A 16,842-nucleotide genomic window follows, 5' to 3' on the forward strand; every position below is an offset into this window, starting at 1 on the left:
CCACCGCCGCCACCGCCGTGGGAGCAGGTGCCGTCGGCGATCCGACCATCGCCTGGACGGCCGCCGCCTTCCGGGCGATGGCGCGCCTGCGCGACCCCCGTGCGCCTTCGCGCAACACGGTGCCGACCCTGATCGTGGCGGCCGGCGACGACCCGGTCTGCGGCACCCCGGCGGCCGAGCGCTACGCCGCCCGCCTTAAGGGCGGCCACATCCTGGTCCTGCCCGACGCCCGCCACGAGATCCTGTCCGAGCGCGACCCGATCCGGGCCGACTTCTGGGCCGCCTTCGACGCCTTCCTGCCCGGCAGCCCGGCTCAGACGGCGCAGGACGAGACGGTGGCTCGCCCCGTCGCGGTCGACGCTTAGAACCCTACCCGTTGAGCCCCCCGTCCACGTCCTTCGGCGTGACGAAGCGCTCCAGCCGGCCGCCGCCGTGGCCAATTCCGGCCCAGTCGGGAGTGTCGAAGTCGATGACGGCCAGGGCCGCGGTCGGGAACTGGGCCGACAGCCGGGCGCGCGCGTCACGCGGGCCGCTGCCGACCAGACGCAGCGCGAGGTCCTGGAGGCCGGGATTGTGCCCGACCAGGATCACGCACCCCGCCCCCGCCGGGGCCGCGCGCAAGGCCTCCAGCAGCCGCCCGGCGGAGGCCTCGTAGATCGTCGGCACGGTCTGCGCCTCGACGCCGGGCAGCGCGGTGGCGCAAGCTTCCCAGGTCTCCTGCGTGCGCCGGGCCGGCGAGACCAGGGCGTGGTCGGGCAGCAAGCCCTGCGCGGCGAGGTAGGCGCCCATGCGCGGGGCGGCCTCGCGACCGCGCGGGTTCAGGGGGCGCTCGCGGTCGGCCATGCCGGCCGGGTGGTCGGACTTGGCGTGGCGCAGGAGGATCAGGCGGGCCATGCTAGCGGAACCCGACGATCGCGTGCGGCACGTAGGCCGCCTCAAGGGTGGCGATCTCCTCCGCGGTCAGGTTCACTGAGAGTGCCGCGACCGCGTCGTCGAGGTGCTGGGGCTTGGAGGCGCCGACGATGGGTGCGGTCACGCCCGGTGCCTGCGCCACCCAGGCCAGCGCCACCTGCGCGCGGGAGATGCCGCGGGTGCCGGCCACCGTGGCCACTGCCTCGATCACCCGCCGGTCGGCCTCCATGGTCGCGTCGTAGAGGCCCTGCCCCACCGTGTCGGTCTCCTGTCGGCCGCTCGATGCGTCCCAGTCGCGGGTGAGCCGGCCGCGGGCCAGCGGGCTCCAGGGCAGCACGCCGATGCCCTGGTCGGCGCAGAGCGGCAGCATCTCGCGCTCCTCCTCCCGGTGGAGCAGGTTGAGGTGGTTCTGCATGGTGGCAAACCGCGTCCAGCCGTGCCGGTCGGCGGTGAACAGCGCCTTGGCGAACTGCCAGGCGTACATCGAGGAGGCGCCGATGCAGCGGGCCTTGCCGGCCTTCACCACGTCGTGCAGCGCCTCCAGCGTCACCTCGATCGGGGTGTCGTAGTCCCAGCGGTGAATCTGGTAGAGGTCGACGTAGTCGGTGCCGAGGCGCCGCAGCGAGGCGTCGATGGCCGAGAAGATCGCCTTGCGCGACAGGCCGCCCGCGTTCGGCGCCTCGGTCAGCGGATAGTAGACCTTGGTGGCGAGCACGATGTCGTCGCGCCGGGCGAAGTCCGTGAGCGCCCGGCCGACGATCTCCTCGGAGGTGCCGTCCGAGTAGTAGTTCGCCGTGTCGAAGAAGTTGATGCCGAGGTCCAGCGCCTTGCGGATGAAGGGCCGGCTCTCCGCCTCCCCGAGCGTCCAGGGATGGGGCCCGCGCTCCGGGATGCCGTAGGTCATGCAGCCGAGGCAGATCGGCGACACGTCGAGGCCGGTCCGGCCGAGTTTTTTCGTGATCATCGCCGTTCGCATCCTCGATTTCGCGTGCCGCGCCGTGCTCGCAGGGCCGGGATCAGGCGCCCCCGCCCCGGCCCTCCCGGCGCATCATGAAGGCGAGCTTTTCAAACAGGCTCACGTCCTGCTCGTTCTTGAGGAGCGCCCCGTGCAGGGGCGGGATCAGCTTGCGCGCGTTGGTCTCGCGCAGCGTCTCCGGCTCCACGTCCTCGGAGACGAGGAGCTTGAGCCAGTCGAGGAGTTCGGAGGTGGAGGGCTTCTTCTTCAGCCCCGGCACCTCGCGGGTCTCCAGGAAGACCCGCAGGGCTTCCTCGACCAGGCGGTGCTTGATGCCCGGATAATGCACCGCGACGATCTGGTGCAGGGTCTCGGCGTCGGGGAACTTGATGTAGTGGAAGAAGCAGCGCCGCAGGAACGCGTCCGGCAGTTCTTTTTCATTGTTCGACGTGATGATCACGACCGGCCGGACGGCGGCCTTCACCGTCTCCCCGGTCTCGTAGACGAAGAATTCCATGCGATCGAGTTCGGTGAGCAGGTCGTTGGGAAACTCGATGTCGGCCTTGTCGATCTCGTCGATGAGGAGCACCGGGCGCTCAGATGCGGTGAACGCCTCCCAGAGCTTGCCACGGCGGATGTAGTTCGAAATGTCCGAGACCCGCGGGTCGCCGAGCTGCGAATCCCGCAGGCGCGAGACCGCGTCGTACTCGTAGAGGCCCTGCTGCGCCTTGGTGGTGGACTTGACGTTCCAGGTCAGCAGCTTCGCGCCGAGCCCCCTGGCGATCTCCTCGGCCAGCACCGTCTTGCCGGTGCCGGGCTCGCCCTTCACCAGCAGCGGGCGCTCCAGCACGATCGCGGCGTTGACCGCCGCCGTCAGGTCGGGCGTCGCGACGTAGGTCTCGGTTCCGGTAAAGCGCATGGGTCTCTCGCTCGTGACGGATGCGGGGTAGCGCGGCCCGCGCCCTCCTCGCAAGCGCGGGGCCGCGCGGAGGATGGCGGAGGATGCCTGTGCGCGCCGCGACCGACGTGGGGCGGGGACGGTCCCATCGGGGCCGGCTCTGGCGTATCCTGCGCCCGCGATGGACGGTGCGGAGGGCGCGGGATGGTGGGCGAGACGCCGGTTCCGGTCGGAATCCTGTTCTGCGACGTGGTCGGCAGCACCCGCCTCTACCGCGACCTCGGCGACGACCGGGCGCATGCCATCGTCACGGGCTGCCTCGGCGAGGTCGGCCGGCAGATCACGGCGCGGGGCGGGCGCGTCGTGAAGACCATCGGCGACGAGATCATGGCCGTGTTCACCGATGCCCCCGCGACCTTCGACGCGGCGGTCGCGATCCAGACCGGCCTGTCGGGCGGGGCGCGCGTGCCGGCCACGGGCGGGGACGGCATCCGCTTCCGGATCGGCTTCCATTGCGGGCCCGTGGTGGTCGCCGGCGGCGACGTGTTCGGCACCACCGTGAACGTCGCCGCGCGGATGGCCTGCCTGGCCAAGGCGGACCAGATCATCACCACGGTGGCCACCGTGGCGCAATTGTCCGCGCCGCAGCAGGCGGCCACGCGCCCGATCGTGGGGGCCCATGCCCGCGGGCTTGCCGAGGACGTGGGCGTGGCAGAAGTGATCTGGCAGGATTCGGCGATGCAGACCGTCGTCTTCGCGGGACGCCCCGCGGACGAGGCTGCTGCAACTGCCCTGAAGATCCTGCGGGGCGGGCGGCGCTGGACCTTCGACCGGGACGACGCGGGCGTCACCCTGGGGCGGGCGGCCGACAACACCATCGTGGTCGGCGACCAGCAGGCCTCGCGCCGGCACGCGACCATCGAGCGGCGCCGGGACAAGTGGGTGCTGGTGGACCACAGCACGAACGGCACCTTCGTCCGGCCGGTGGGGGCGGCCGAGTTCCGCATCTGCCGCGAGGAGGTGGTCCTGCACGCGGCCGGTACGATCAGCCTGGGACACGCCCTGGACGGGGACCGCGAGGGCGGCATCGACTTCGTGCTGAACGCCTCCGCCTGAGCCCCGGCTTTTCGCCTGATCCTCGGGCCCTACAGCGACTTTCCGTCGTGCCAGACGCAGTTGGTGGAGAGGATGCCGAGGTTCACGTCCGACTTCTGCGGCTGCGGCAGGGTCTTGCCGTCCATGGCGAGGTCGATCTTGATCTCGACCTGGCCCTTGGCCTCGCCCGAGCGCCGGGAGAAGTAGCAGTATTGCTGGTAGGGCTGCTCTTCGTTGGCCCGGAAGTTCCAGCCGGTCACGATCTGCCCGTCCATGTAGGGCACCTGCTTGAAGACGGTGAAGGTGGTGTTCACCGGCGCCTTCGAGGCGGGCGCGGCCTCGCTGCCGAGCTGGGCCTTGGTCGGCGTCGGCACGCCGTTGCCCTTGGGCAGGCCTTCGAGCTTCAGGACGTTGTCGGTCAGCGTCACCTCGCCCTTGGTCTTCAGGGTCACGTCGGAGAGCGCCGTCTGCATGGCGTGCGCGATCTTCTCGGCGGCCGTGTCGAACTGGTTGAGGGTGGCCCAGCCGTAGGCCGCCGCGCCGATGCCGACGCCGGAGAGCGCCGCGAAGGCGCCGAGCCCGATGGAGCGGAACAGGAAGGCGCGGGCCGTGACGATGCGGGACTCGGCCCGAAGGCGGCCGTTGACCTGCTGGGCCAGGGCGATGTTCTCGGGCGAGCCCTGGGCGACGTAGCTCATGCGCTCGCTCCTGCGCTGGCGGGCATCGGCGGGGCGTTGGCCGCCGCCGGCCGGTTCATCGGGATCACGGCGCCGGAGGCCGCCTCACGCTGGGGCCTGGGCAGGATCGGGTCGAGGTTGTGCCGCAGCGCCTCGGTGATCGAATCCAGCATGTAGGGCGCGGCCTCCGCGTTCACGGCGGCGCCGAGGTCGTCCTCGTCCATGAAGGTCTTGCGCACCGAGACCGCGCACAGCGCCAGGATGGTCGAGGCGAAGGCGGCGCACAGCGCCGGCACGAACACGAAGATGCGCAGGAAGGCGTGGACCTGCTGCTCGGTCACGTCGATCGGGTCGACGCCGTAGACCATGGCCGTGAAGGAGTGGAGCTGCGAGCGGTTGACCGCGTTGCGGTAGGCCTGCTCGGTGTCGGCCACCTTCCGGTCGGCGGCGCCGCGGTCGAGCTGTGCGCGGGCCTTGCGGGCCTCCTCCAGGTCCTTGGTCACGGCGCTGCGGTCGGCCCCGGCCTTGGCGACGCTGGCCGAGAGCGTGGCGGTGCGCGGGTCGGTGACGCATTTCAGGTTCTGGTATTTCACACCCTTGCTGTTGGTGCCGAATACCTTCTCGCAGCGCTGGGCCGGCAGGCCGGCCAGTTGCTGGGCGTTCTCGGCCGAGCGCTTCTCGATCTGGTCGAGTTCTGTCGTGTACTGGGCCACTCGGGCGTCGGCGGAGGCGATCCGGGTGTCGATGCTGGCCCGGTCGGCCTGGGCGTCCTTGAGGGCCGTCTTGGTGCGGGCCGCGTCCATCAGGCGGGGGTGGAACATCATCTCGCCGAGCTGCGAGACCGACTTGGTGGTCACGCCGGCCGCGAAGATGATTCCCAGGATGGCGAGCCCCCGCACGAAGTAGGAGCGCTGCGTGCGCGCCAGGATGCCCAGCGGCACCCGGCACAGCTCCACCGCGGCGTAGACCAGCGGCGCGAGCAGCATGAAGTAGAACGCCTTGTCGTCCCCGTCGCTGTAGACGCCGGCAAACAACCATGCGCCGGCCAGCGACGCCCCGATCACCATGAACTCGACCAGATAGGCGATGGCGACGTAGCCCCACTTGATCCGGTAGCCCTTTTCGACGTGGCGCTCCTGGGTCCAGCGGTCGGACTCGATGGCCCAGGCGCGGCGCTCGCGCTGGACCTCCCGGCTGGGGGGCATCTTTCGCATGGGATTCCGAGTCCTGATACGCGACGAAGGCTTGAGCGTAACACTTCGTCAATCTGTGCCGTTACGCGCGCATTGTGCCCAATTTGGGCCACGCCCCGCCCGCCCCCACGATGGCGGCCGGGGGTGGCGGAAATGTCTCACCCTGTCCGTCGCGCCGGTGCCCCGACGGCCCCGCCCATGGGACGGCGGTCCCAATCCGGCCGGGCGGGACCGAATCCGGTTGCCCCCTCCCCCGCCACCACCCATGATCGCGGCGCCGCCCCTGCCTTGCCGAGGCGGTACCCCCTTCGCGAGGATCGAACCGAACGCCGATGCCAGACGTCCATGCCGGCTCGTACAAGGAGGCGATCCTGTTCCTCGTCACGGCGGGGGTCGTGGTTCCGCTGTTCCACCGCCTGCGGATCAGCCCGGTGCTCGGCTTCATCGGGGCGGGCGCCCTGCTCGGGCCCTTCGGCCTCGGGCGGCTCGCGGACGAATTCCGCTGGCTCTCGCTCTTCACCATCGGCAACCGCACCGAGATCGCGCACCTGGCCGAGTTCGGCGTGATCTTCCTGATGTTCATGATCGGCGTCGAGCTGTCCTGGGAGCGGCTGCGGACCCTGCGCCGCCTCGTCTTCGGCCTCGGCTCGATCCAGGTGATCTGCTCGGCGCTGGTCATCGGCGCGATCCTCTTCGGGCTGAAGGTGCCGCTGGCCGGCGCCGTCATCGTCGGCATCGCGCTGGCGCTCTCCTCCACCGCCGTGGTGCTGCCGGTGCTGGCCGAGCAGAAGCGCCTCAACACGCCGGCCGGCCGGGCGAGCTTCGCGGTGCTGCTGTTCCAGGACCTGGCGGTCGCCCCCGTGCTGTTCGCCATCGCGGTCGCCGGCCGCAGCGACGGGGCCGACATGGGGTTGGCGCTGGCGCTGGCCCTGGGACAGGCCGCCGTGGCGCTGGTGCTGATCGTGGTGGCCGGGCGCCTGGCGCTGCGGCCCCTGTTCCACCTCGTGGCCCGGACGAAGTCGACCGAACTGTTCATGGCGGCCTGCCTGCTGGTCATCGTCGCCACCGCGCTGACTGCGGCCGCGAGCGGGCTCTCGATGACGCTGGGCGCCTTCGTGGCCGGCCTCCTGCTGGCCGAGACCGAGTACCGGCGGGCGATCGAGGCGACCATCGACCCGTTCAAGGGCCTCCTGCTCGGGGTGTTCTTCGTCTCGGTCGGCATGAGCCTCGATCCGGCCCAGCTCTGGGCGGCGCCCGGCGCCATCCTCGGCCTGTCGCTCGGCCTGCTGCTGATCAAGGGCGTGATCGTGCTGATGGCCGCCCCTGCCTTGCGCATCTCCCGGCCGGTCGCCCTGGAGACGGCGATGCTGCTCGGACCCGGCGGCGAGTTCGCCTTCGTGCTGATCGGCGGCGCCATGGCCACCGGCCTCGTGCCCGAGGCGGTGGGCGGGGCCGCGCTCATCGTCACCACCGTGACCATGATCGCGATTCCGGGCCTCGCCGCCCTCGGCCGCCGGATCGGGCGGCGGGCGGCCGGTGCGCAGTCCGGCCGGGCGCGGGCCGAGCCGCCGCCGGACAAGCTCCAGAACCGGGTCATCATCGCCGGCTACGGCCGGGTCGGGCGGCAGGTCGGCGAGATGCTGGCCCGCCACAAGATCCCCTACATCGCCCTCGACATGGATGCCGCCCGCGTCGCCGAGCAGCGGCGCCTGGGCAACCCGGTCTATTTCGGCGACTCGTCCAACACCGAGCTGCTGCGGCGTTGCGACATCGCCACCGCCCGCGCCCTGGTCGTGACCCTCGACAACCCGCGCGGCGTCGAGGCCGTGGTCGAGGCCGCCCGCGCCGAGCGGCCGGACCTGACCATCGTGGCCCGCGCCCGCGACGCGCGCCACGCCTCGGCCCTCTACGAACTCGGCGTGGACGACGCGGTGCCGGAGACGATCGAGGCCTCGCTCCAGCTCTCGGAGGCGGTGCTCGTCGACGTGGGCGTGCCGATGGGCCTCGTCATCGCCTCGATCCACGAGCGCCGGGACGAGTACAGGGCCATGCTCAAGCGCAAGGAGACGGATACGCGGCCGGTGTTCCGGGCGCGGCGCACGGTCGGCAAGCAGGTGGAAGCCGCCGCCCGCGACGGCGCGGCCAAGGACGAGACCGCCCCCTTCGGCCGACGCGCCTGACGCCCCGGCCTTGCCGGGAGCCGTCCGGTCAGGCTGTCACGGCCTCCCCGTCCCAGGGAATGCGGCGCGGCTCGGCCCTGTCCGCATTCTGCCGCGCCCGCGGCTCGAACCCGTCCGCATAGCTGCAGCGGTAGACGATCTCGTCCGGCGCACCGAGGCCGGTGACGAGGGGCACGGTCACGTGGTCGCCGGAGAAGCTCCAGCCCCGCGCGCCCTTGTCCCAGTAGAGCCAGACCGTTCCCGGATGGCCCTGCAATGCGAAGACCGCGGCCTTGCGGGACAAGGCCCGCACGGAGCGCGGAGCGTACATCCCCTTGTCCCGGTAAGCCTCGCGGGCGGTGGACGGCTGGCGATCCATGAAGGTGTTGCGCACCACTTGAATCGTCGCTCCCGGCTTCCCGAGAAACCGCTTGAACTCACTCAGGTTACGTAGGATGACTGCCATCGCAGACCTCCTCGATTCCGGTTCGACGACGCTCGCCGAAGCCGATTGCACTCGATGCTATCGAGTTGCGTGATTCCCGTGACGGTTTCAGTGACTCCGCGAGGGGGCATTGCCGGGATATCAACAGGTTTGCCGCGTTATACCCAGATTCATCGCCTCCGAACCCACCGAATGGATGAATCCTGCCGTGGGCGGTTACGCTTTCGCCGGGCGTGATGCGCGCGGAATCGTCGGGAGATACCGCCCGAATCGGTTCCTCGACTTCGCATCGTCCGCCTGCCCGCGGTCGATGCCCGGCGCTTGACCCCGCCGGCCCCTTGGGGCGTTGTCGCCCCATGCTGCTCCAGTTCTTCACCGCCCTGCGCGAGGCCAAGGTTCCCGTCTCCCTGCGCGAATACCTCGTGCTGCTCGGCGCCCTGGAGCGCGACCTCGCCGGCAAGCGCGTTGAGGAGTTCTACTTCCTGGCGCGCACGGCCCTGGTGAAGGACGAGGGCAACCTCGACCGGTTCGACCGGGTGTTCGGCACGGTGTTCAAGGGTCTGGAGACGGTCGGCGAGGCCGCCGAGCCCGTCGCCATCCCGGAAGAGTGGCTGCGCAAGCTCGCGGAAAAATACCTGACGGAGGCCGAGAAGGCGGAGCTGAAGGGGCTCGGCTGGGACAAGCTGTTCGAGACCCTGAAGGAGCGGCTGGCCGAGCAGCGCGAGCGCCACCAGGGCGGCTCCAAGTGGATCGGCACCGGGGGCACCTCGCCCTTCGGCGCCTACGGCTACAACCCGGAGGGTATCCGCATCGGCCAGGACGGCAACCGCAACTTCCGGGCGGTGAAGGTCTGGGACAAGCGGGAGTTCAAGGACCTCGACGGCACGGCCGAGATCGGCACCCGCACCATGCGGATCGCCCTGCGGCGGTTGCGCCGCTTCGCCCGCACGGGGGCGGCCGAGGAACTCGACCTCGACGGCACTATCCGCGAGAGCGCGCGCCAGGGCTACCTCGACGTGCGGCTCCGGCCCGAGCGCCGCAATGCCGTGAAGGTGCTGCTGTTCCTCGACGTCGGCGGCTCGATGGACTGGCACGTCGAGCGGGCCGAGGAGCTGTTCTCGGCCGCGCGCTCGGAGTTCAAGCACTTCGCCCACTACTACTTCCACAACTGCCCCTACGAGGCGGTCTGGACCGAGAACCGGCGGCGACACGAGGCGGCCACGCCCTTGATCGACGTGATCCGCACCTATCCGTCGGACTACCGCGTCGTGTTCGTGGGCGACGCCTCGATGAGCCCCTATGAGATCGCCATGCCGGGCGGGGCGGTGGAGCACTGGAACGAGGAGGCCGGCGCCGTCTGGATGCAGCGGGTGCTCGACCACTTCCCCAAGGCCGCTTGGCTCAACCCGGTGCCGCGGACCCACTGGGGCTACACGCAGTCGATCGGGATGATGCAGCGCCTGATGGGCGGCCGGATGTTCCCCCTGACCCTCGACGGCCTCGACGAGGCCACGCGGGCGTTGCTGCGGTAGGGCGGAGTTGCCCTCCCCCCTTTGCGGGGGAAGGTGGCCCTCGCGTGAGCGAGGGTCGGGAGAGGGGAACGCGTTGTCCGACTGCAGCGGTCCCCTCTCTTGACCCACTTCGTGGGCCACCCTCTCCCGCGGACGGGAGAGGGAAACGCGCGCGCTGGTTCGCTCCGCGCCAGGCGCAAGAAATCAGCCCTGGCGGGCCGGGGTCGTGACGGTGAGGCCGTCGAGTTCCGGCGTGATGCGGATCTGGCAGGAGAGGCGCGAGGTCGCCCGCACGTCGGAGGCGAAGTCGAGCATGTCCTGCTCCATGTCCTCGGCCGGACCCACCGTCTCGCTCCAGTCGTCGGCGACGTAGACGTGGCAGGTGGCGCAGGCGCAGGCGCCGCCGCACTCGGCATCGATCCCCGGCACGTTGTTGCGCAGGGCCGTCTCCATCACGGTCGCGCCGACGCTGCCCTCGACGGTCCTGGCCGTGCCCGCATGGTCGAGGTAGGTGATCTTCGGCATACTCGGCTCCGGGCTCCGGCGACGGCTCTGGTGATTGTCCAACGGGCGCGCTTGCTTGGAGGCGACGGACCCGGATTGCAAGCGCGGCGCACCCACCTTGGCGGAGATCGATCGCCGCATCGGCCTGCGCCACGCTGATAGGACGCGGCGGCGTGAAACCCGTTCCCCGGCCGCGTCAGCGCAGGCGCTCGATCTCCGCGAGGGCCGCGGCCACGGCCGTGCCCAAGTCCGCAAGATGTACCGCAGATGGCGGCTCGCCCTCCCCGCGCAGCGCACTCTCGATCTCCGCGCAGGCCTGCATCACGGAGAAAGCCCCCACACCGGCGGCCGACCCCTTCAGGGTGTGGGCGAGGTCGGCCCGTCCGGTCGGGTCGCGGCCGGGGTCGGAGAGGGCCGGCAGGATGCGGCGGCACTGGCCGGAGAACAGGGCCAGGAGTTCGCGGGCGAGCTCCGCGTCCCCGAAGGTCTGCGCGTCGAGGTGCGCGCGGTCGATGGCGGCGTCCATGCTGGTCCTCGGGCTCCCCGGCTATCCACAGCTTCGGCCGGCAGGGCGCGCAAGCCATTAAGCCTTGCGGCATCATGCGATCCAGGCTCCGAAGCGCTTCGGAACCCGGCTTGGTAACCATCCCGTTAAGGTTTTTGGGAGCGGAGCCCCGGCTCGGGTATCCGGGGCCGGCGGTGGGGTCTAAAACATCCTTGGTAAACGGGTATTCGTGCGTCCGCGCCGGGGTTGCGGCCGACGGTGGACCACGTGCGTAAGCGGGGCGTTGGATGGCCACGGAAAAGAAGCTGAAGGACCCGGCCGAGGCCGCGCTCTCCGCGATCGAGCAGGCGCTGAACCTCGACGCCCTGACGCCGAACCGGCCCGAGGCGCGCACGGAGCCGCGCCTTCCGGACGTGGGCGACAACGATCCCTTGCATGATCCCACCGGCCGCCTCAGCCCGCCGCGCCTCGACCTCGACGCGCCGCTGGCCTCCGACCTGCCCCCGCCCGGCCGCGACCGCCCGCACCGCGAGGGCGGTCTCCTGCCCCCCGACCGCTCCCTGGTGGCCAACGACGACCGGCGCAACATCGGCATCCTGCAGCAGACCCTGCGGGTCCGGCCCTCGCGCACGCCTTATCTGTTCGCGGCGCTCGCCGCCTTCGTCTGGCTCAACGGCCTCGCCTTCGTCGCCTGGAACCAGTCCGGCGGGGACCTGAAGGGGTTCCTCGCCGGCCTCACCGCCATCCAGGCGACGGTGGGTGCAGCCGCGCTGGCCGGGCCCGTCGTCCTGTTCCTGATCGCCGCGATGCTGGCGGTGCGCGCGCAGGAGATGCGGCTCGTCGCCCGCGCGGTCGGCGAGGTCGCCATACGGCTCGCCGAGCCCGAGAGCTTCTCCACCGACGCCGTGCTGACCATGTCGCAGACGGTCCGCCGCGAGGTCGCCGCGGTCGGCGACGGCGTCGAGCGGGCGCTGGCACGCGCCGGCGAACTGGAGACCCTGGTCCGCGGCGAGATCGCGACCCTGGAGCGGGCGTATTCCGACAACGAGATCCGCATCCGGTCGCTGGTCGAGGAACTGGTCGCCCAGCGGGAATCCATCGTCACCAACGCCGAGCGGGTGCGCGGGGCCATCACCGGCTCGCACCAGAGCCTGACCCAGGAGCTGGAGGGCGCGGCCGAGCGCATCGTCGGCGCGATGACGGTGGCGGGCGAGCGCGTCACCGGCGCCCTCGACCAGCGGGGCGCCGCGATCACGGCGTCCCTGGGCGATGCGGGCGACCGGGTCGTCGGCGTGATGACCGGCCGCGGCGAGGACCTGATCGAGCGGCTCTCGGCGACCAGCGAGGGCGTGCGCGGCAGCCTGACCGAGGTCGGCGACGCCCTGGGCCGCGCCTTCGAGACCCGCGCGGCCGAGGTCACGCGCGTCTTCGAGAGCACCGGCGGCACCCTGACCGAGCGGTTGGCGGCCAATGCAGGCGCCGTCGCGCGCTCGCTCGCCGAGACCGGGGCCGGCGTGATCGAGGCCCTGGACCGCCAGGGCACCGCCGTGCGCGAGAGCTTCGAGCGCTCGGCCGGCACCCTGGAGACCACCTTCCTCGCCCGTGGCACGGAACTGACCGAGCGCTTCTCCAGCACCGGCGGCGAGATCACCGCGCGCTTCGCCGAGACCGGCACGGCCTTCACCCAGGACCTGTCCAGCCGGGGCGCGGCGCTCCGTGGCGAGATCGAGACCGCCGGCCAGGGCGTGGCCGAGGCGATCGAGGCCCGCGGCCGCGACGCGCAGGCCGGCTTGGCGCTCGCCGCCAGCGGCATCGTCGAGACCTTCACGGCGCGTGCCGGCAGCGTGCGCGACGACCTCGTCGGCACCGCCGAGCGGATCGGCGAGACGGTGTCCGGCCGCGGGGCCGAAGTGGCCGACCGCATCGAGGCCATCGCCGCGCGCCTGCACGAGACCGTCACCGTCCATGGCGGCGACCTGCACACCCGCCTGGATGCGGCGGGCGAGCGGGCCGGCGGCCTCGTGGCGCAGCGCTCGCAGGAGGCCGCGGCCGCCCTGGAGACCGCCTTCGGCACCCTGAGCCAGACCTTCGAGAGTGGGGCTGCCGGCGCGGTCGCCTCCCTGCGCGGTTCGGTCGAGGGCCTGTCGGGCGAGATCGGCAGCCGCACGGCCGAGGCCGTCGAGGCCCTGCGCCGCAGCGCCGAGGAGACCACCGTGGCGCTGGGCGCCAGCAGCGCCGAGGCGGCCCAGGCCTTGCGCCGCTCGGCCGCGGGCGCCACGGGCGAGATCGAGGCCCGCACGGTCGAGGCCGTGCAGATCTTCGAGCAGCGTCTGGCCGACGCGGCCACGCGCCTGTCAGCCCGCACCACCGAGGCGGCGGACCTCCTGCGGGTGACGGCGGACGGCACGCATGGCGCCGCCGCCGAGCGGACCGCCGAGATGACGGCCCGCATCGCCGAGGCGATGGAGGCCCTGCGCCAGGTCTCGTCCGAGGTGGGCGGCACCATCGAGTCGCAGTCTGCCGGCCTGCTGGCGCAGTTCCGCACGGCCTCCGAGCGGACCGGCGGGGAGATAGAGGCCCGCACGGTCGAGGCCGTCCAGGTCTTCGAGCAGCGCTTGGCCGACTCGGCCACCCACCTGACCGCCCGCACCATGGAGGCGGCCGACCTCCTGCGGCAGGCGGCCGACGGCGCCCACGGCGCCGCCGCGGAGCGCACCGCCGAGATGGCGGCGCGCCTGGCCGAGGCGATGGAGGCCCTGCGCCGGGTCTCCGCGGAGGTGGGCGGCACGATCGAGGCTCGGACCGCCGGGCTACTGACGCAGTTCCGGTCCGCCTCCGAGCAGACCGGCGGGGAACTGGGCGACCGGGCCTCGGCCGCCATCGCGGCCCTGCGCGGCGCCATGGAGAACCTGAACCGGGAACTCGCCGCCGGCACGGCCGCGTCCACCGGGGCGCTCGCCCGCGCCGCCGAGCAGGTCGGCGGGGAACTCGCCGCCCGGATCGGCGACGTCGAGGCCGCCTTCGGCACCCACGGCCGCGGCCTCACCGAACTGCTCTCGTCCCACGCGGAGGAGACCCACGCCCGCATCGCCGGGACCGGCCGCGACATCGTGCTCGCCGTCGCGACGCAAGGGGCGCGCATCGCCGACTCCCTGAGCCAGTCGGGGGCGAGCTTCGCAGAGACCGCCGACGGCCGGGTCAAGGCCATCGACGAGACCCTCGGCAACCGCCTCGCCGCCCTGCAGGAGACGATCGCCCGCGGCGACATCCTCGCCGACCGGATCTCCCGCGATACCAGCGCCATCGGCGAGAACGTCGGCGCGCGGCTGGTGGAGATGGACCGCCTCATCACCGTCCAGGGCAATGCCGTGGCCGAGACCATCGCCGAGCGGGCCCGCGAGGCGGGCGCGGCCATGGAGACCCATCTCGGCGCCCTGGAGGAGCGCTCCACCCGGCGCTCGAACGAGATCGGCGAGACCTTCGCCAACCTCGTCAACCACATCGACGGCCATCTCGGCGCCCGCACCACGGCCCTCAACGAGGCTCTGGTCGTCCGCACCGGCGAGATGGCCCGGATCATGGCCGAGGGCGGCCGCGACCTCGTCCAGACCCTCGACCACCGTTCGCAAGGCATCGCGCAGGAGATCGCCGCGCGCTCGGAGAGCCTCGCCGAGATGCTCGCCGCCCGCGGCGGCGAGATCGGCGAGCGCTTCGACCGGCAGACGGCCGACCTCGCCCGCCGCCTTGAGGACGGCGCCGGACGCTTCGACGCCAACGTCCTCGGCCGCCTGGAGGCCGTCGGCACGGCCCTGGACGAGCGCAGCCGCCTGATCGACGAGCGCTTCGGCGCGCAGGCCTTCGAGGCGATCCGCCTGATCGAGACGCGCACCCGCGCCGTGGACGAGGAACTCGCCGGCCGCACCCGCGAGCTGGTCGCCATGATCGAGGGCCGCACCGGCGGCTTGGACGCGGCGATGGGCGAGCACGTCGCCGAGCTCGTCCGCTCCATCGAGACCCGCACCCGCGCGGCGGACGAGAACCTGTCCGGCCGCACCCGCGAGCTGGTGGCCATGATCGAGGGCCGCACCGGCGGCCTCGACGCGGCGATGGGCAGCCACGTCGCCGAACTGATCCGCGCCATCGAGACGCATACCGGCGGTCTGGACGCGACCCTCGGCGCGCGCGTCGCCGAACTCACGGGCCTGATCGCCGAGCGCGCCCGCTCCGCCGACGCGGCGCTGGCCGGCCAGACCGAGGCGGTACGCGCGGCCTTCGCCGAGCGTTCGGACCTCCTCGGCACGCTGATCGACGAGCGCACCGCGGCGATGTCGTCCGAACTCGACGAGAAGGGCCGCATGGTCTTCGGCGCCATCGGCGGCCGCATCACCGAGCTCGCCCGCCTGTTCGACCGCGGCGGCGCCTCGCTCTCCGAACTGATCGACCGGCGCGGCGAGAGCGTGCTGGCCAAGCTCCAGCAGACCATCGCCGACGCCGAGCGGATGCTGGACGACGGCGAGGGCCGCCTCGGGCGCACCCTGTCGAGCCGCACCTCCGACATCAGCGGCCTGCTCGACGAGGGCGTGCGCACGGTGCACGGCCTGCTGGACGACCGCACCAACCAGATCCGCGTGCTGCTGGACGGCCATGCCAGCACCCTGTCGAGCAGCCTCGACGGCCGGATGGGCCCCCTGCACGAGGCCCTCGACAGCCGCGGACGCGAACTCGTCGCCACGATCGAGACCTCGCTCGGCAACGCCACCGGCACTCTGGAGGCCCGCACGCGGACGCTGGGCGACCTGTTCGACCAGCGCCTGCACGCTCTCGAGACCCTGGTGGACGGGCGCGGCGAGCGCTTCGCCCAGACGGTGGACGCCAGCGCCCAGATGCTGCGCGCCCTGTTCGAGCAGGCGCACGCCGCCCTCGACAGCGCGGTCGAAGGGCACGGAACGCGCTTCGCCGGTTCGATCGACGACCGCGTCCAGACCCTGCGCAGCGTGCTGGAGGAGGCGCCGCTGGCCGTCGCCGCCCTGGTCGAATCCCGCGAGCGCCAGCTCGCCCAGACCCTGGACAGCCGTACCCAGCGCCTCGGCGACCTGTTCGAGCAGGCCCAGGCCGGCCTCAACGATCTCGTGGAGGGCCGCGGACGCCAGCTCACCGAGACGGTGGATGCCCGCACGCAAAGCCTGCGCGCCCTGTTCGACGAGACCCGCGGCGCGATCGAGGGCCTCCTCGACGGTCGCGTCACCGGCCTGACCGATGCCGTCGAGGGCCGCCTCCAGGCCCTGTCCACGACCTTCGACGAGCGCCTGCGCGACCTCGATGCCCTGGTGGAGTCCCGTACCGCCGCCTTCGGGCGGCAGGTCGAGGCGCAGGGCTCGGCCCTGGCGCAGACCGTCGACAGCCGCAGCGAGGCCTTCACCCAGCGCATCGACAGCCGCATGAAGGTCTTCGCCAGCCTCGTCGCCTCCCGCGGCGACGCCCTGGCCACCGCCTTCGACGACCGGCACGACGCCTTCGCCAGCCTCGTGGACGAGCGCACCGCGAGCCTTGTCGCCGCCCTGGACGAGCGGGCCCGGAACCACGCCGTGCTGGCCGACGCCCACACCGCGGCACTCGCCGCGGCCCTGGACGAACGCAACGCGGCCGTGGCCGCGCTCCTCGACGAACGGGCCGAGAGCCTGTCCACCGGCTTCGACCGGCGGGCGACGGCGCTCGGCACCCTGGTCGATTCCCGCGGCGAGGCCCTGTCCCGCCGCCTCGCCCAGAGCGCCGAGGCCATCGTGCGCGCCATCGAGGAGAAGGGCGGCAGCCTGATCGAGGGCGTGGATGGACGCAGCCGGGCGGTCAGCGAGACCATCGAAGGCCATGTCGAGCGCCTGCGTTCGGCGATCGACGGCCCGGTGCTGCAACTCGCCGAGGCGCTGGGCGAGCGTTCCACCGCCATCGAGCGGGCGCGCCGGTCTCGGAGAGCGCCCGCTCGATGGCGGT

At 72.1% G+C, this 16,842-nt stretch carries 13 protein-coding genes; 5 read left to right on the plus strand and 8 right to left on the minus strand.

Annotated elements, in window-relative coordinates:
- Positions 1–365: alpha/beta hydrolase (locus COGEMETH_RS23505; RefSeq protein WP_238185101.1), on the plus strand; the 365-nt coding region annotated here is incomplete at its 5' end.
- A 4-nt stretch (positions 366–369) separates the two neighbouring features.
- On the opposite strand, the gene COGEMETH_RS23510 is transcribed toward COGEMETH_RS23505, so the two are convergent.
- From COGEMETH_RS23510 to COGEMETH_RS23520, 3 genes are read right to left on the minus strand one after another with little or no spacing between them, the layout of a single operon-like run.
- Positions 370–894: a SixA phosphatase family protein gene (locus COGEMETH_RS23510; RefSeq protein WP_238185102.1), complete on the minus strand. Its 525-nt coding sequence runs from the start codon at positions 892–894 to the stop codon at positions 370–372.
- A 1-nt stretch (position 895) separates the two neighbouring features.
- Positions 896–1,876, minus strand: coding sequence for an aldo/keto reductase (locus COGEMETH_RS23515; RefSeq protein ID WP_238185103.1), 981 nt, complete (start codon positions 1,874–1,876; stop codon positions 896–898).
- 52 nt (positions 1,877–1,928) lie between these two features.
- Positions 1,929–2,786 (minus strand): AAA family ATPase, encoded by an 858-nt coding sequence (locus tag COGEMETH_RS23520; protein WP_238185104.1) that lies wholly within the window; start codon positions 2,784–2,786, stop codon positions 1,929–1,931.
- A 183-nt stretch (positions 2,787–2,969) separates the two neighbouring features.
- Between COGEMETH_RS23520 and COGEMETH_RS23525 the strand changes: the two genes are divergently transcribed.
- Positions 2,970–3,881 (plus strand): adenylate/guanylate cyclase domain-containing protein, encoded by a 912-nt coding sequence (locus tag COGEMETH_RS23525; RefSeq protein ID WP_238185105.1) that lies wholly within the window; start codon positions 2,970–2,972, stop codon positions 3,879–3,881.
- Between the two features lie 29 nt (positions 3,882–3,910).
- Here the strand turns inward: COGEMETH_RS23525 and COGEMETH_RS23530 are convergent, their stop codons facing one another.
- Positions 3,911–4,558, minus strand: coding sequence for a glycoside hydrolase family 25 domain-containing protein (locus COGEMETH_RS23530; RefSeq protein ID WP_238185106.1), 648 nt, complete (start codon positions 4,556–4,558; stop codon positions 3,911–3,913).
- Positions 4,555–5,751 (minus strand): ATPase, encoded by a 1,197-nt coding sequence (locus COGEMETH_RS23535; RefSeq protein ID WP_238185107.1) that lies wholly within the window; start codon positions 5,749–5,751, stop codon positions 4,555–4,557. The genes COGEMETH_RS23530 and COGEMETH_RS23535 overlap by 4 nt, the downstream gene beginning before the upstream one ends.
- A gap of 311 nt (positions 5,752–6,062) precedes the next feature.
- On the opposite strand from COGEMETH_RS23535, the gene COGEMETH_RS23540 reads away from it, so the two are divergent.
- A complete protein-coding gene (locus tag COGEMETH_RS23540; RefSeq protein ID WP_238185108.1) occupies positions 6,063–7,910 on the plus strand; it encodes a cation:proton antiporter domain-containing protein in 1,848 nt (615 codons plus the stop codon).
- 28 nt (positions 7,911–7,938) lie between these two features.
- On the opposite strand, the gene COGEMETH_RS23545 is transcribed toward COGEMETH_RS23540, so the two are convergent.
- Entirely contained in the window at positions 7,939–8,355 is a 417-nt protein-coding gene (locus tag COGEMETH_RS23545) for a hypothetical protein (RefSeq protein ID WP_238185109.1), read from the minus strand.
- Between the two features lie 335 nt (positions 8,356–8,690).
- Between COGEMETH_RS23545 and COGEMETH_RS23550 the strand changes: the two genes are divergently transcribed.
- A complete protein-coding gene (locus COGEMETH_RS23550) occupies positions 8,691–9,866 on the plus strand; it encodes a vWA domain-containing protein (protein WP_238185110.1) in 1,176 nt (391 codons plus the stop codon).
- A 183-nt stretch (positions 9,867–10,049) separates the two neighbouring features.
- Here the strand turns inward: COGEMETH_RS23550 and COGEMETH_RS23555 are convergent, their stop codons facing one another.
- Both COGEMETH_RS23555 and COGEMETH_RS23560 read right to left on the minus strand, forming a co-directional pair.
- Entirely contained in the window at positions 10,050–10,370 is a 321-nt protein-coding gene (locus COGEMETH_RS23555) for a 2Fe-2S iron-sulfur cluster-binding protein (RefSeq protein ID WP_238185111.1), read from the minus strand.
- A 175-nt stretch (positions 10,371–10,545) separates the two neighbouring features.
- A complete protein-coding gene (locus COGEMETH_RS23560) occupies positions 10,546–10,875 on the minus strand; it encodes an Hpt domain-containing protein (RefSeq protein WP_238185112.1) in 330 nt (109 codons plus the stop codon).
- A 266-nt stretch (positions 10,876–11,141) separates the two neighbouring features.
- Between COGEMETH_RS23560 and COGEMETH_RS23565 the strand changes: the two genes are divergently transcribed.
- Positions 11,142–16,842: apolipoprotein A-IV repeat region-like domain-containing protein (locus tag COGEMETH_RS23565; RefSeq protein WP_238185113.1), on the plus strand; the 5,701-nt coding region annotated here is incomplete at its 3' end.

The sequence above is a fragment of the Methylobacterium trifolii genome (genome assembly GCF_022179685.1).
Classification (GTDB): Bacteria; Pseudomonadota; Alphaproteobacteria; order Rhizobiales; family Beijerinckiaceae; genus Methylobacterium; species Methylobacterium trifolii.